Origin of the sequence: Pseudobdellovibrio exovorus JSS, from assembly GCF_000348725.1 — a bacterium.
In the GTDB taxonomy this organism is placed as follows: Bacteria; Bdellovibrionota; Bdellovibrionia; order Bdellovibrionales; family Bdellovibrionaceae; genus Pseudobdellovibrio; species Pseudobdellovibrio exovorus.
In genome coordinates this window covers 2364014-2377842 of sequence record NC_020813.1, presented here as the reverse complement: position 1 = coordinate 2377842, position 13829 = coordinate 2364014, and the positions used below count along the sequence as shown (strand labels likewise).

The window sequence follows — 13829 nt, the reverse complement described above, 5'->3', positions numbered from 1 at the left end:
CGAAAAGCATGAGGGTTTGCTGTAGCTCACTAGAAATATACAAAAAATAAAGACAAGTGGCTCTAAGGTTCTTCTTGGGAAGGCGAAACTACGTCCGGCTCTATAGGAGCGGTGTCGGTAGCATCATTTACTAGCGGCTCTGTAGTCTCTATAGAGCTCGCTGGAGAGCCTTCATGCAGGTCGCCCGCAGTGTCTGCACCTGTATCATGGTTTTTCTTTTCAAGGGACTGATCCTGTTCTGCAACAGTTTCCATTTCAGCTAAATCTTCTGCGGTCAGCTCGACTTCATCTTCCGGCGAGTGGGGGTTTTGCTGACCGCTTCTTAAAAAAAAATCTATTTGCGCCAGTGATTGTTGGTAGAGGCCATCGTTAAGCCGTCCATAGCGATGTAGGCTCGTCACAATGTGTTTGATGCGGCGACGGGCAAAGCGGGTAAGGTCTTTTCTAAAGAAAGATTGAGAGTACTTTTCCGGATTCGGCAAAACCATCGCCAAAAAAGCCGCTTCATTTGGATTTAACTGACTGGGGTGCTTTTTGAAATAGAACTGTGCGGCCGCTTTAACGCCAAAAATATTTTTTCCAAATTGAACCACATTGAGGTAGCGCTCTAAGATCTCGGATTTTTTCAAAGTCTTTTCTATCCGCATAGCAATCAAGGCTTCGACGCCTTTACGTGCAAAGTTTTTATCTTTTGTCAGAAACATGTTTTTAGCTAATTGCTGTGTGATCGTAGATCCACCACACGAAATGCGCCATTCTTGCTTCATTTTTTCCCAGCAGTGCTGAATGCCCTCTTGGTCAAAACCATTGTGCTGATAAAAAGCGGAGTCTTCAGTTAAAATCACTGCATTTTGTAAGTGGCGGGAAATTTGCGAAAGTGGGACATAGTTTTTTGACTTCGGGCAAAGTTCAACATCGTACATAGAGGTGGTCATACAGCCTTTAATTTTTTCGGCTGATGGAAACCAGATCCAAAATCCGAAAAGACAAAGTACACAAAGAAGTAACCAAACCTTCAATAGAGTTTTCATTTGATGAAACCATTATCTTTCATCCAGCGCACACTATTGGCGATAGCCTCATCTGCAGGGCGAGGTTTGAACCCGAGTTCCTGTTGAGCTTTGCTAGAATCAAACCAGTGAAACATGGTGGCGGTGTAGGCATTTTCGCGACTAACATCGGCTTTGAGGCCCATGGATGTCATCGCATCCCCGATAAAGCCGATAACATGCAATAACCAGTTGGGCAGATATACCTGCGGAGGCTTAACGCCAGCGCAGGTTGCAATTTTTTGGAAGAGTTCTTTAATGGTGATATTTTCACCGGATAGAATATAGCGTTCGCCATTGCGTCCGTGCTTCAAGGCTAAAAGGATACCATCAATGACATCTTCGACAGCGACAATACTGACTCCACCGCTGGTGTAGAATGGAAAGCTTTCATTGGCCACTTTCACCTGGGTTTTACGGCTTCCCTTTTTGGCATCACCGAAACCATAAATGGTGCTGGGGTTCACACAGACGGCGCGAATTTTATTTTGCGCCACAGCCTGCAGTACAATTTCTTCTGCCAAGCGCTTGGTTTCAAAATAGCCGAGGTCTAAAGATTTGATGTTGTAGCTTGAGCTTTCATTAAGGGCCTGCGGTTTAAAAGAAGCCCCGATGGCGACTACAGACGAAACATGCAGAAGTTGAGGAACGCCGACTTCATAGCAAGCGTCCACGACATTCTGAGTCCCTTGAACATTCACTTTTTCCATCAGTGGGCGGTCAGCCTTTTTGTAAGCGACCACTCCCGCAAGGTGAAAAACGATATCTTTGTCTTTGAAAGCTTCACGTAAAGAGGATTTGTCTGTCACGTCCCCGTAAATGTAGTTCGGAGTGCAACCTTCAAGTTCGCTCAAGTCACTATTCTTACGTACAAGGGCATAGGTTTCATGACCTTCTGCGATCAGACGCTTAGTGAGCCATGCTCCTAAAAATCCGTTAGCTCCTGTGACGATGACTTTCATGTAGTCTTCTTTCTGTTTTGTAGGGCTTGCAGAATTCTTTGGCTCAAGCGAGCAAATAAATTTCCCCACAACCAACCAAAGATTGAACCACAAATCACATCGGATGGAAAGTGGACTCCGTTATAAACGCGACTATAGCCAACACTAGCGGCAATAAGATAAAGAGGAACTTTCGCCTGTGGAATAAAGTAAGAGGTATAGGCTGCAAAAGTAAACATATTGGAAGAGTGATTGGACGGGAAGCTATAGCCTCCAGCGCGTGATCTCTGTATGGCCTCTACGCCCGAGGTGGAAAAGGGGCGCTCGCGCTCGACGACATGTTTAACTCGACCGCCAATAAAATCGTTAAGTCCAAGGGCAAGAATTAAAACAAAAAACAGCAAAAGGCCTTTGAGTTTGAACTTGCGGATAAATAGAAAAACAACAAATGGAACAATTAGGATTTTGAAATAAATAGTTTTATGAAGATCTGTGACCCAAAAGAAAAAGGCATCCGCCCAAGGGTGGGTGAATGCCGAATTGATTGTCGTAAATAAGTTGTGGTCGGTGTTGATCAGAAACTCAAACATGCACTTGAGTCTATCCTGTAATGGTTTAACTAGAAAGCTTTATGTGCACTCGCGAAGGTCACGCTCAGTGAATTTGCCATTCGAAGCAATACGAATAGCTTCATCAACTGTTTTACCTTCGATTAATGCGCGTTCATATTTGCTGACGAAATCACGCGAGGCTGTACCGAAGCTTAAAGTGGAAATCTTATTTGAAAGCTCAATAATTTTCGTAACTAAAAGTTCCTGTGCACGGGCCTGTGCTGAATTCACAGCCAATGAGTTCACGTTGTGTGCGGATTTGATCATCAGATCCAGAGCTTTTCTTGCACTTTCACGTGTTGCCGCTGGTGTGCTGGTGTCTTTCACAACAGAAGTCAGATGTAAAACCTGAGTTAATACATCAGTAGGGCTAACATTGATAAGTTTGACTAGTTTTCCACGTCCATCGGCAGAAAGAGGGATCACATCACGCATGTTCAATTCGATCATGCGGTTCACTTTCTCCATAAGTCTGGCATCGCGCGTGATTTCGCGTCCTGAGTTACGCACAGCCATGATCTCTTGGTACGTGGTCGAGCGCTCGACGCGAGTGCGGGCTTCAGCTGGGGTTATTCTTCGAACCTGTGAAAACACAGTTTGGGATGCTAACAGAACTACTACTAATAATAAGCTTCTCATTTCAAACCTCTTTATAAAGGGACAGAATCTGACTATCAAATTTTGTACCCAGTTTTTTAGTTTCTAAACCAATATAGTGATTCTTAGGAACGCTAGCCTCTGGTTTTAGTAGGCTTTTTCGCAAAATGGTCGTTCCTGTCAAATCACTCGACAATCTAATTGCCTCCGTAGGCATGGCCATGACCGACTCGTCTAGGAGCCACCGTGTTGTTGTAATCATTCATAAATTCAGCCGTTTCAAAATCTAATGTCTGAGCCAAAGCGACCCGCATGCGGATAAAGCGGCGGATTTCTGCCTCTACAGAGCGAACACCTTGAACGGCTGCAATCGCCACTTGCTGTTTGAAGTTCGGCTGAGAAATCTGCACGTCTTCATAGACTTTCTGAGAGTTCTCGGTGCCTGTCGCTGCCGGAGCTGACTGATCTAAGATCAAATCATCTTCAAATTGTTCTCCAGCCACACGCTTTAAGCCTGCTAGTACCAGTACATCATTAATCGCGATGTCTAGTTTTTTCGAGTGAGCAATGTAATTGTTAAAGTTCAAGTTAGGATTACGGAAGAAATCAAAGTATCCATTCAGCAGTTGATGCAGACGGCGAATTTCTGCCGGAGAATTGCGATACATTGAATTATAGTTATCTTTCTCTGAATCTTTACGCACGTATTGCATATAATTAAAAGGACTTATTGTTGCTGTATTCCAGATACGTGAAAGCATGCTTTCTTCGCGAGGAGTCGCCACTTGTCCATTCATCACGGAACGATTCAAAAGTTGTAAGTAAAGATTCGATTCAAACTTCAAGCTGGATTCCATACTTTTTGGTAAATAACGGCTTTGATTTAAATTATCCACTAACCATTTGTAGAATGAGCGATGGTCAAAGAAGTTGTTGTAAGCCACATCAACAACACGTTTATATTTTTGATCGAATTCTTTAAATTGACCTTGTAGCGGAGCTTTGGCTTTTGCTAACCACCAACGCTCAAACACAGTCATCTTTTCACTGTCCATAGTGCGGAAATCACCGACAGCACCATAATTTAAATTAGCTAAGACATAGTCACGTAAAGACTTACCAGCGATTTGTGTTGAGTAAAGATCGCCCGTATTGCGCCAGCTATTACAGAAAGAGTCGCGGTTGCGATCCTGTTTAAGTAAAGTCGGTGGTTCAAATTGTGGCGTCGTGAAATTCACACCAGCCAATTGGATTTTATGTAGACGGCCTTTTTCATTTCCGCAGATCAATTGGTACATCATCAAATCCGCTTCCTTATTGAAGCGATATTTTTGCGAGATCGACCATTTACCAAAACCAGCAGCTTTAGCTGTTACTTGGTTAGCCTCGTAAGCCGAGAACGCCTGCACATAACCAGCAAAAGGATAGATTACAGGTTGTGGGTTTCCTAAATCACGCTTTAAACCATACAAAAGAGTGACATAAGCCGTTGAGTGAGACGAGTAACCAGCTTTATTGCTCGTGACTTGTCTTTGATATTCCGCGATCACGCGGTTCAGGTCATTAAGACCAGAAGCCATGGTGTTGTCATTGCCACTTTTAAGTTTCGTGACGATACGATTAAAGTAATCTTTTTCAGTTTGTTTTAAATCGTTGGCGCGGCCTGTATATTGGCGGCCCATCGACAGCACGTGTTCTTTTTGACGTTGAGCCAACTCGTTTGGATCAATCAGATAAAAATCTTCTAGGCGCGCACCGATGGCTTGATAAGCACCCGGTTTTACTCCATAGAAAGGCAGAGTTCTTAACGGATAGCGTGTGATAACTGTGGCTGCCGTGTGATTCAATTGATTTGTATGGATCTGATGCCCGATTTGTAAAGTCTCGAACATACTATTCGAAAAACCTTTATAGAACTTATAGGCATAGTCGATTTGATTCAGGATCTCTTTTGTCTGCTCCATCCATCCCGCAAGATCGGCTTCAGCATCTTGGTTCAGATGGGCGCGCCACTGTTGTAATTGTTTGTCGAAATTTTTAATTTTCTTAACAAATTTTTCTGCATCTTGAGGATTCGTTGAATTCCAGTTGGCGCGATCCGCCTGCGACCAACTGTTATTAAGCGACATCACATCAAAGTCGAACAGCATAGGCTTTAGCAAGTTGTTGATCGGACGATAAGTGTAGTTCGATAACAATTGATCGATTCCCACGAACATACTAAAGCGTGTAACTTTACCCACCACTTTGATGCTTTTCAAGAACCAGCCACCACCAGCAAAAGTCATCACGGTATCGGCACCTACGATTTTATAGGCCGAGTTCACTAGAAATTCACGGCGTAAGATCTTTTGCATAAATGCCGACGCACTCACGCGGCTGAAAGCTGCGCTTCCACGGGCTTCAACGAATTCCGTTGCTGCCTGCGCCGCCCACATTGTTAAAATCTGTGGGAAATACTGAGAAAACTTATTGCGCACAGTCCACTGTGACCACGCTTCATTACAAGCCATCAAAGAGTACTCGTCTTTTTTGCCTTTTAACCACGTATCCACACACTGTTTAGCACTGTGGCCTAAGTCAGCCACGATGCTCGAAGCTAAAGAACCCACGGCCATACCTTGATAGCTCAAACGGCGCATCATCTGACGGCGCGTATTTTCATCCATCGCGTTCAATCCCTTTTGGCGACTTCTGAAGTCCATATAGAAACCTTGTGTTTGCATGAAAGCATAGAATGACAAGTGAGCGATAGGATCTTTGATTGACTCTAAGTGACGAGTCATCTGAGTTGGATCACCATGGGACTTGATCCACATCGAGTTAAAGGTAACAGCGCCGATGGCGATAAAGAAAGATACAGATTCAGCGGGAAATCTTTTAGTTGTGCTTTTGAAAACGCCATCTTTTTCATTTTGAGCTTGGTGTTCAGCCGCTTGGCGGTTCAATTCATTTCTTAAAATAGTAAGAGCATCAGCTCTTTGCGGAGTTGTTTCAAACGTAACGGCACCAGCTTTCACATGGTTATCACTGTCAGGAAGAACTAACATCACGACGGGTTTTCCATCTGTGGTTGTACCATCCATTTGTGGTGCTCCGGCAAAAGCCGCACTTCCGAAGATCAAAATCCAACTCATCAAAAAGTGTTTCATAGTGATACAGTCCCTTTTGCTTTGTTTGAAAAACCAAAACTCCATATACAGTCCCTTGCAAAGTTCATACGAAAGACCAGCTGTCAGAGGGGCTTAAATTTGATCTCAGTGTTTCAGGTCGAGACTAGAAGTGACATGCGCCACTTTTGTCATAGGATATGTTGAAGTGTTAACAAGTGAGGTCTTCCATGAAATCAAATACAGATGCATTTATTCTTTCGAGTGCCCGTGTCCCTTTCGCAAAAAGCCAAACGCTTTACTCTGATGTCGGTCGTAAAGAGCTGATGGTGGCATCACTGAATGCCTTGATCAAAAAGGCAAATTTACAGGGAAAAGTTTTAGATGATGTGGCCCTAGGAATGGTGATGAACAGCTCGACAGATTGGAATCTGGCGCGTGAATGTGTACTAGATACAGAACTACATCCCGAGACGCCCGCTTACAATGTGCAAAGAGCCTGTGGTACAAGTTTAGAAACGATTTGGCACACAGCTTTGAAAATCGGGGCGGGCCAAATCAATCTTGCGATCGCAGGTGGCTTAGATACTAACAGTGATTTGCCAATTGAAGTTTCACAACAGATGAAAAGTTTCTTGTTAGATATGAATAAGGCGCGCACTTTCGGCGAAAAATTGTCGGCGATGAAACATCTGTCATTTAAAGCTCTTATTCCAACTCCGCCAGCGGTCGTTGAAAAACGCACGTTGATGTCGATGGGTGAGCACACAGAACTCATGGTCAAAGAGTGGGGTATTTCCCGCGAAGACCAAGATCAGTTGGCCTACCTCAGTCATAAAAACGGAGCGGCAGCTTACGAACGCGGATTCTACGATGACTTAGTCACTGAATTTAAAGGTGTGAAACGCGATCAAACTTTGCGCGGTGACACGACAGTCGAAAAATTAGCAAAATTAAAACCGGCTTTTGATAAAACCAGCGGGCAGGGGACCTTAACCGCGGGGAATAGTTCTCCGTTAACAGATGGCTCGGCCTGCGTGTTGATGGGCAATGCGGACACAGCTTCAAAGCTGGGTTTGAAGCCGTTGGCGAAAGTTGTTGATGTGCAGGTCGCAGCTGTGGACTTTGTTCATGGAGCTGGGCTATTGATGGCACCCACAAAGGCTGTATCGAAAATGTTAGAGCGCAATCGCCTGACATTCCAAGATTTTGACTTTTTTGAAATCCATGAAGCTTTCGCGGGACAAGTTCTGTGTAATATGAAAGCGTGGGAGTCTGCTGAGTACTGTCGTGATGTTCTAGGACGTTCAGCTCCGTTGGGTTCTATTGATCGCAGTAAATTGAACACTGTGGGCAGCAGCTTAGCCTTAGGTCATCCATTCGGAGCCACAGGCGCGCGTATCGCAGGAACTCTAGCTAAGCTTTTAAGTGAAAGTGGCAAGAAGCGCGGATTAATTTCCATTTGTACAGCAGGCGGAATGGGAATTTCGGCTATTTTAGAATCGGTTTAACACATTATACCAACACCTAACTTTCGGCAGAAGACAGATTCACAAAATAAAAAAGGCGCCCATCTGGCACCTTTTTTATTTTCAAAAATTGTCTTGTCGAAAAAAACTAGCGTTGGATCGTCACCTTGTTGATCACGATTGGTTCTAGTGGGCGATCACCCGGAGCTGTTTTGGTATTACCGATAGTGTCGACAACGTCGTAACCTTCAACCACTTCACCGAAAATAGTGTGGCCGCGGTCTAACCAAGGAGTCGCAACTGTTGTGATAAAGAATTGGCTGCCATTTGTGTTAGGGCCAGCATTCGCCATCGATAACATACCCGGTTTATCGTGTTTGTTTTGTCCAGCTACGATTTCATCAGCGAATTTATAACCTGGTCCGCCAGTTCCATTTTTCAACGGGCAGCCACCTTGAATCATAAAGTCTTTGATCACGCGGTGAAAAATCAAACCATCATAGAAAGGTCTTTTTGTTTTTTCGCCAGTATTAGGATCGATAAATTCTTTTGTCCCTTCAGCTAAACCCACGAAGTTTTCAACTGTGTTGGGAACGCGGTCATGGAATAATTTTACTTTGAATTCGCCTCTGTTAGTTTCGAATAATGCGAACATGATTACTTTCCTTTTGCTGGTGCTTTTACTAAGCGGATAGATTTGATGGTTACAGGTTTAACAGGAACATCATCGTGCCCTGCTTTAGACTCAGTTTTAGAGTCGCGAATTTTATCTACAACATCCATACCCGAAATAACTTTTCCGAAAACAGCGTAGCCGTAGCGAGAGTTATTCACGTGATCTAAGCGTTGATTGTCGACAACGTTGATGAAGAACTGTGATGTCGCGGAATCAATTTCATTTGTGCGGGCCATAGCGATAGTTCCGCGCATGTTAGAAAGACCATTCTTCGCTTCATTTTTGATAGGATCAAATTTTGAATCGCGTTCTTTCATATCTGGAGTAAATCCGCCACCTTGAACCATGAAGTCTTTGATTACGCGATGAAAGATCAAACCATCATAGTGTTTCTTTTCAACGTATTTCAAAAAGTTCTCAGTTGAAATAGGAGCATGCTCCGCATTCAATCGAACAGTGATTTTTCCCAAGTTGGTGTCGATGACCACTTCAGGACTGACCACTTCTACTTTTTTGGTTTCAGTTGCCGCTGTCGCAGGAGCTTCTTCAGCGCGGGCCTGTGACCAGCTTAGAAGTGCGAAGGCTAAAACGTAGATGAACAAAACTAAGGCATTTTGACTTTTGGCAGTCTGCTTACGGATATTTGTTTTCATATAGACTTAGGTCTATAAAAACCCGATTATCCGGTCAATAGGCAGACTACCAGTGCTTAAAAGTTACTCTAAGTTGATCGACCATTTGGGCCTATAATAGTTCCTATTGTCATTGGTGACGCGGCGCTCTTCGCCGCCATCCACAGTGGAAATATAAATCTGATTAGAGCCCGTGCGGTTGCTTGTGTAGACGATATAACGACTGTCCGGTGAAAAGCTCGGATCTTCGTTATTCGCAGGACGACCATTGGCCTTTGTCGCTGAGGTCAGACGCTTTAAACCTGACCCATCTGCATTCATCACGAAGATGTCGAAGTTAGCTCCATCTTGTCCTGCAAAGGCGATTTTTTTTCCATCCGGAGACCATGAAGGTGAAGCATTGTACTTTCCTTGGAAGGTTAAACGCTTCACATTGCTGCCGTCAGTGTTCATCACATAGATCATGGGGCGACCACCGCGCTCAGATGAAAAAGCGACCTTTGTTCCATCGGGGCTTAATGTCGGTTCAACATTAATGGCACCTGCAGGGCCATTTGTTAAACGTGTTTCGATTTCACCTTTTAGATTAATTTTATAAATATCGGCAGAGCCACTTCCCATCGACATTCCTAAAAACAGGAACTTTCCATCACGTGAAAAAACAGCTCCTGAATTCAATCCTGGTCTGTAAGAAGTCAGAACACGTTTGTTGGTGGCTAAATCTAGAACATAAAGGGAAACATTCGAAAGACTTTTGCCAGAGCTCTGTCTGAGTTTTGAAAAAACAGAGTACGTGATTTTTTTTCCATCCGGAGACCATGACGGGGACAGAGCAATGGATTTATGACTGGTTGCTTGTTGGAAGCCAGAGCCATCCCAATTCATAATCGCAATTTCTTTTGAGCCCGTGCTGTCGACTTCGTAAGCGGTAACGATCTTCGCCATAAACGGAGCTCGAGTTCCTGTTAGAGCCTCAATGACATCGTTGGATAGAGTGTGCCCGATTTGTTTGGCTTGTGCTAAAGGAGCGCGGTAGCGCTTACCCAAAATCAAACGCCCTTCGCCGACATGGTAAAGATACATTTCCACATTGATATCCTGTCCACTGACAGAATACCCCGAGCGAATGAGGAATTCGGCACCAATAGTTTTCAAGGGTTCAAATTTAAAACCTTTGCTATCTGCCGGAGCCGGCTTCAAAGATGTCTTAGCAGGATCTTCCAAATAAGCTTGATTCGACATAATCACAAAGTAAGACGACAACTCGAAATTACTTTTTGATGTGTTGTAAATATCAGCTGCAGCAGCAGTAGCCACACCACTGTCATTGCTGCCTAGGTTGTTAAAAAGTGGGTAAGCCAAATTACTTCTTTTCGCTTGGGCTTCTCCGGCCTTGATGTAGGCCTGTTGCGCATACGAATAAGAGTTAAAAGTAAATGCTAAAGCAAAAATAAAAAAAGTTTGAATAAATGCTTTCATATTCTGAGCTTCCTTTATGGTTAGATTTATTCTGGGAACCCGATCACAATTCCATCTACGCGAAATTTTTCACTTAACTTGTCGGGCACTTGAGGAAAAGGCGCTGCCTTTTCTACGGCCTCAAGACAGTATTGGTCATAGCTGCTGTTTCCGCTAGAGGAAATAATATCTGTAGAAAGAATTTGGCCTTGGGTACTAATCTTCACGAGGACTTGAGTCTTATATGGTTTATTCATCAGCCACTGTGGCAGTGTCCACACTTGTTTGATATTGCGATCCACAGCACTTAAATAGTCATTGGCTTGCAACTGATCTAAGCCACTCAGCGCACTTCCTGCTGCAATCACACGTGTCGGCATTGGAGCCGCATTACTATTGCGAACACGCGTTGCAGATTCATTTTTGACGTCTTGGCGAATTTTTTCCAATGCGGATTGAGTTTTCAGACGATTTAAAGCTTCACGTTGGCGTGCACGGCTTTTCTCTAAGTTGACTTCATCGTCTTTCGCTATATTTTTCGGAGGCATTTTAGTTTTGTCTGGCTCTGCCTTAACTGTTTCTTTAGGAGCTGCTGGTGGAGCTGGCTCCGGTTTAGCTACAGGCTTAGGAGCAGGCTCTGGCTCCGGTTCAGCCACTGGCTCTGGTTTCGCTGGTGCGGGTTCTTCTTTGGCTACAGCCTGCGCGGGTTGTGCTTTCGGCGGTAAGCGATTGTTGTCGGGAAGTTCGCCCACACTGACAGTAATCGCCTGTGATAAGTCGATAAGAGGTTCAGAAAAAAATAAAGAGCGAATAGCAAATAGAGAAATAAGAATGCCATGAAGAAGTATGGAGATCCCAATACTTCTTTTCAAATCATCTGGTTGTGATTTGTTAGGCATGTTCTTTGGCACTCTTGTCCTCTATTAGTCTTTCGGAATCGTGATCAGGCTGATATTCAGAATACCAGCTGTACGAATTTCACCCATGACGTAGGCCACTGTTCCGTAGTCCACATCTTTATCCGCTTGAATGTACACTTGTTTGTTTTTACGTGTTTCAAAAATTGCTTTGATCTTGGCGCCAAGGTCGGCTTGTTTCATTTCCGATTTCCCGGCTTTAATGCGTCCTTTGGCGTCGATGACTAAAACAAAAGGATCTTCATTTAATGAAACTCCAGTGGATGCGGTTTTAGGTAAATTAACATCCAACCCTTGCTGCATCATAGGCGTTGCGACCATGAAGATAACAAGTAACACCAACATGACGTCCACGAAAGGGGTCACATTGATTTCACTCATTGCCATGCGCGAAGATCCGCCTTTAGAAGTCTGCATTCCCATGTCGTTTAACCTTTAAAAAAATTACGTTTAACGATGTTTAAAAAATCAGTGCTGAAGTTATTCAGTGAAACTTCTTCTTTACGAATCACAGAAATACAGTTGTTGTAAATCATAACGGCAGGGATAGCGGCAGCAAGACCGATAGCCGTTGCAATCAAGGCTTCAGAAATACCCGGAGCCACTGCGGCCAAGCTGGCAGAACCTGTCACACCGATTTGATGGAAAGAGCCCATAATTCCCCAAACAGTACCGAAAAGGCCGATGAAGGGACCAGTAGAACCTGTAGAGGCAAGAATAGTCAGGCGTCCTTCCATATTGGCGATTTCATTTTCAGAGGCTTTGCGTAAAGAGCGCTCTAAATTATCTAAGCCTGTTAACTGCGGATTGTCGCCATGGGATTTATTCATCAACGGAGACTCAGCAATTTTTTTCATTTCTAAATAAGCCGCTTTGAAAACGCGCGCATGCGGACTTTCTGAAAAGTTATCTACCTTTTCAAAAAGAGAATCAAAAGAGCTTGTCGCCCAGAACAAATTGTCGAATTCAGCATTGGCGGCTTTGATTTTTTTAAACTGTTGGTATTTCGACCAGCCAATAGCCCAGCTTAGGATAGATAAACTGATCAGAATCAGAATTGTCAATTGCACGACAAAGCTAGCTTGTAACAAACTGTTCAAAGCATTCATCTCGGTACCGACGTTAGTAGAGGTCGGGGGAGACGCTGCAAAGCCTTTTTGTGCTAGAATTAAGAGTGAAAGGAAAACGATCGAGGTGTTGTTGTTCAAGATGTTTTTCATTGAAAAAATCGTAAATCGAAAAAAAATTTTGAGCAAGGTGAAAACCCCTTACCTCTTAATAACTGTACTAGCTCTGCTATTGGTTCAGTGTACGCAAAAATCGGTCCGTGAACCTTCGTCTGTAAAAAGAAATCCCACTGCAGAACGTGTGACTTTTGAACAATGCTCCAATGAAAAAAGACTGTATCTTGAGCCAGCTTTAGCTTTGATGTCGCCAGAGTATTTGACATCGAATGAACATCAACAAGATAAACGTATTCCTATTAAGTGTGTGCAGTTCGCACAAAGAAATTTTTCTGGTCACTATGCTCAATGTGCTAGTGAAGAAGCGCGTCCGACGATTTCCAGCAATCGTCCGTGTATGAGTGAACCCTATGTGATGTTGTCTTACAATGCCTACCACGATGTGATGGACTGTTTTAATTTAGATCCGCGTGAGTTCTATTTGCAGATTATGATTGAAAGCGGTTTTCATATAAACGCGATCAATAAAACCGGATTCGATTCGGGGATTTCTCAGTTTACCGCGAATGGCATTAAGCGTGTGACAGCGAACAACTTAGTTGAAAGAACCCGCCGTGTATTATTAGAAAGCTCTCGTCCCTCATGTCAGCGCATTTCCAGTGTGGTAGGACATTTTAATGTCGATGCTTTTTCTGTGCAAAAGCGCTGCTCGATGATTTCTCTTCCTAAAAACCCATATCGCGCCATGCTCTTTAATTATCTTCATACGATGCTGGATCAGATCACCTTAGATCGCGCTTTGTCTGATTTGCCTGAAGTCTATGATGTTTTAACTCCACGATTGAAGCGTCAGTTGACGTATTTGGCTTATAATCGCGGGATGACGGGAACGAAGCGTCTATTAAGTGGTTATGCACAAAATCGTAAACAGGTTTCACATCAAATCACAGAACAAGATTTAGATTTGAATCAGAACTTGTCGCAGGTCAAAAAAATCTTAAGATTAGAACCCTCAAAGCGTGAAGCATTGAAAAAAGCAAAAATACGAAACATGTCATTTGCTGAATATGCTGTCATTCATGGAGCCACTTATGTGTCGGATATGGCAGCAGCCGGAGATTATGTACAGCGCCATATGGGTAATTCCTGTGGTGAGATGTAAGCAATATTGCTAGTCTTGACGAC

13 protein-coding genes are annotated in these 13829 nt (G+C 43.7%); 2 read left to right on the top strand and 11 right to left on the bottom strand.

What is annotated here, in order from left to right; all coding sequences use genetic code 11:
- Window positions 1-62: 62 nt before the first annotated feature.
- From mtgA to A11Q_RS11715, 5 genes are all read right to left on the bottom strand, one after another.
- The gene (gene mtgA, locus A11Q_RS11735; protein ID WP_015471039.1) at window positions 63-1031 is read right to left on the bottom strand and encodes a monofunctional biosynthetic peptidoglycan transglycosylase; all 969 of its coding nucleotides are present in this window, start codon (window positions 1029-1031) and stop codon (window positions 63-65) included.
- Window positions 1028-2011 (bottom strand): NAD-dependent epimerase/dehydratase family protein, encoded by a 984-nt coding sequence (locus tag A11Q_RS11730; RefSeq protein ID WP_015471038.1) that lies wholly within the window; start codon window positions 2009-2011, stop codon window positions 1028-1030. Before A11Q_RS11730 ends, mtgA begins: the two co-directional genes overlap by 4 nt.
- Window positions 2008-2580 carry a phosphatase PAP2 family protein gene (locus A11Q_RS11725; RefSeq protein ID WP_015471037.1) on the bottom strand — a complete coding sequence of 191 codons (573 nt, stop codon included), beginning with the start codon at window positions 2578-2580 and terminating at the stop codon, window positions 2008-2010. The genes A11Q_RS11730 and A11Q_RS11725 overlap by 4 nt, the downstream gene beginning before the upstream one ends.
- 39 nt (window positions 2581-2619) lie before the next feature.
- Complete coding sequence (locus tag A11Q_RS11720; protein WP_015471036.1) at window positions 2620-3240, bottom strand: hypothetical protein; 621 nt, start codon at window positions 3238-3240, stop codon at window positions 2620-2622.
- Window positions 3241-3395: 155 nt separating this feature from the next.
- Window positions 3396-6350: a hypothetical protein gene (locus A11Q_RS11715; RefSeq protein WP_015471034.1), complete on the bottom strand. Its 2955-nt coding sequence runs from the start codon at window positions 6348-6350 to the stop codon at window positions 3396-3398.
- Between the two features lie 188 nt (window positions 6351-6538).
- On the opposite strand from A11Q_RS11715, the gene A11Q_RS11710 reads away from it, so the two are divergent.
- Window positions 6539-7819, top strand: a complete 1281-nt coding sequence (locus tag A11Q_RS11710; RefSeq protein ID WP_015471033.1) for an acetyl-CoA C-acetyltransferase — start codon at window positions 6539-6541, stop codon at window positions 7817-7819.
- Window positions 7820-7925: 106 nt separating this feature from the next.
- On the opposite strand, the gene A11Q_RS11705 is transcribed toward A11Q_RS11710, so the two are convergent.
- The 6 genes from A11Q_RS11705 to A11Q_RS11680 all read right to left on the bottom strand — a co-directional run bounded on the left by A11Q_RS11705 (window position 7926) and on the right by A11Q_RS11680 (window position 12680).
- A complete protein-coding gene (locus tag A11Q_RS11705) occupies window positions 7926-8432 on the bottom strand; it encodes a peptidylprolyl isomerase (RefSeq protein ID WP_015471032.1) in 507 nt (168 codons plus the stop codon).
- A gap of 2 nt (window positions 8433-8434) precedes the next feature.
- Window positions 8435-9106 carry a peptidylprolyl isomerase gene (locus A11Q_RS11700; RefSeq protein WP_015471031.1) on the bottom strand — a complete coding sequence of 224 codons (672 nt, stop codon included), beginning with the start codon at window positions 9104-9106 and terminating at the stop codon, window positions 8435-8437.
- 63 nt (window positions 9107-9169) lie between these two features.
- Entirely contained in the window at window positions 9170-10564 is a 1395-nt protein-coding gene (locus tag A11Q_RS11695) for a PD40 domain-containing protein (RefSeq protein ID WP_015471030.1), read from the bottom strand.
- Window positions 10565-10590: 26 nt separating this feature from the next.
- Window positions 10591-11454 carry a TonB family protein gene (locus A11Q_RS11690; protein WP_235044613.1) on the bottom strand — a complete coding sequence of 288 codons (864 nt, stop codon included), beginning with the start codon at window positions 11452-11454 and terminating at the stop codon, window positions 10591-10593.
- A gap of 12 nt (window positions 11455-11466) precedes the next feature.
- Window positions 11467-11877: an ExbD/TolR family protein gene (locus A11Q_RS11685; RefSeq protein WP_235044612.1), complete on the bottom strand. Its 411-nt coding sequence runs from the start codon at window positions 11875-11877 to the stop codon at window positions 11467-11469.
- Between the two features lie 11 nt (window positions 11878-11888).
- Window positions 11889-12680, bottom strand: a complete 792-nt coding sequence (locus A11Q_RS11680; RefSeq protein ID WP_015471027.1) for a MotA/TolQ/ExbB proton channel family protein — start codon at window positions 12678-12680, stop codon at window positions 11889-11891.
- On the opposite strand from A11Q_RS11680, the gene A11Q_RS11675 reads away from it, so the two are divergent.
- The gene (locus A11Q_RS11675) at window positions 12670-13806 is read left to right on the top strand and encodes a lysozyme family protein (RefSeq protein WP_041575262.1); all 1137 of its coding nucleotides are present in this window, start codon (window positions 12670-12672) and stop codon (window positions 13804-13806) included. The two genes, A11Q_RS11680 and A11Q_RS11675, sit on opposite strands and share 11 nt — an antisense overlap.
- Window positions 13807-13829 lie beyond the last annotated feature (23 nt).

Coding starts and splice junctions, on each gene's coding strand:
- mtgA (WP_015471039.1), bottom strand. CDS start 1,031: ATGAAAACTCTATTGAAGGTTTGGTTACTTCTTTGTGTACTTTGTCTT.
- A11Q_RS11730 (WP_015471038.1), bottom strand. CDS start 2,011: ATGAAAGTCATCGTCACAGGAGCTAACGGATTTTTAGGAGCATGGCTC.
- A11Q_RS11725 (WP_015471037.1), bottom strand. CDS start 2,580: ATGTTTGAGTTTCTGATCAACACCGACCACAACTTATTTACGACAATC.
- A11Q_RS11720 (WP_015471036.1), bottom strand. CDS start 3,240: ATGAGAAGCTTATTATTAGTAGTAGTTCTGTTAGCATCCCAAACTGTG.
- A11Q_RS11715 (WP_015471034.1), bottom strand. CDS start 6,350: ATGAAACACTTTTTGATGAGTTGGATTTTGATCTTCGGAAGTGCGGCT.
- A11Q_RS11710 (WP_015471033.1), top strand. CDS start 6,539: ATGAAATCAAATACAGATGCATTTATTCTTTCGAGTGCCCGTGTCCCT.
- A11Q_RS11705 (WP_015471032.1), bottom strand. CDS start 8,432: ATGTTCGCATTATTCGAAACTAACAGAGGCGAATTCAAAGTAAAATTA.
- A11Q_RS11700 (WP_015471031.1), bottom strand. CDS start 9,106: ATGAAAACAAATATCCGTAAGCAGACTGCCAAAAGTCAAAATGCCTTA.
- A11Q_RS11695 (WP_015471030.1), bottom strand. CDS start 10,564: ATGAAAGCATTTATTCAAACTTTTTTTATTTTTGCTTTAGCATTTACT.
- A11Q_RS11685 (WP_235044612.1), bottom strand. CDS start 11,877: ATGCAGACTTCTAAAGGCGGATCTTCGCGCATGGCAATGAGTGAAATC.
- A11Q_RS11675 (WP_041575262.1), top strand. CDS start 12,670: ATGTTTTTCATTGAAAAAATCGTAAATCGAAAAAAAATTTTGAGCAAG.
- A11Q_RS11680 (WP_015471027.1), bottom strand. CDS start 12,680: ATGAAAAACATCTTGAACAACAACACCTCGATCGTTTTCCTTTCACTC.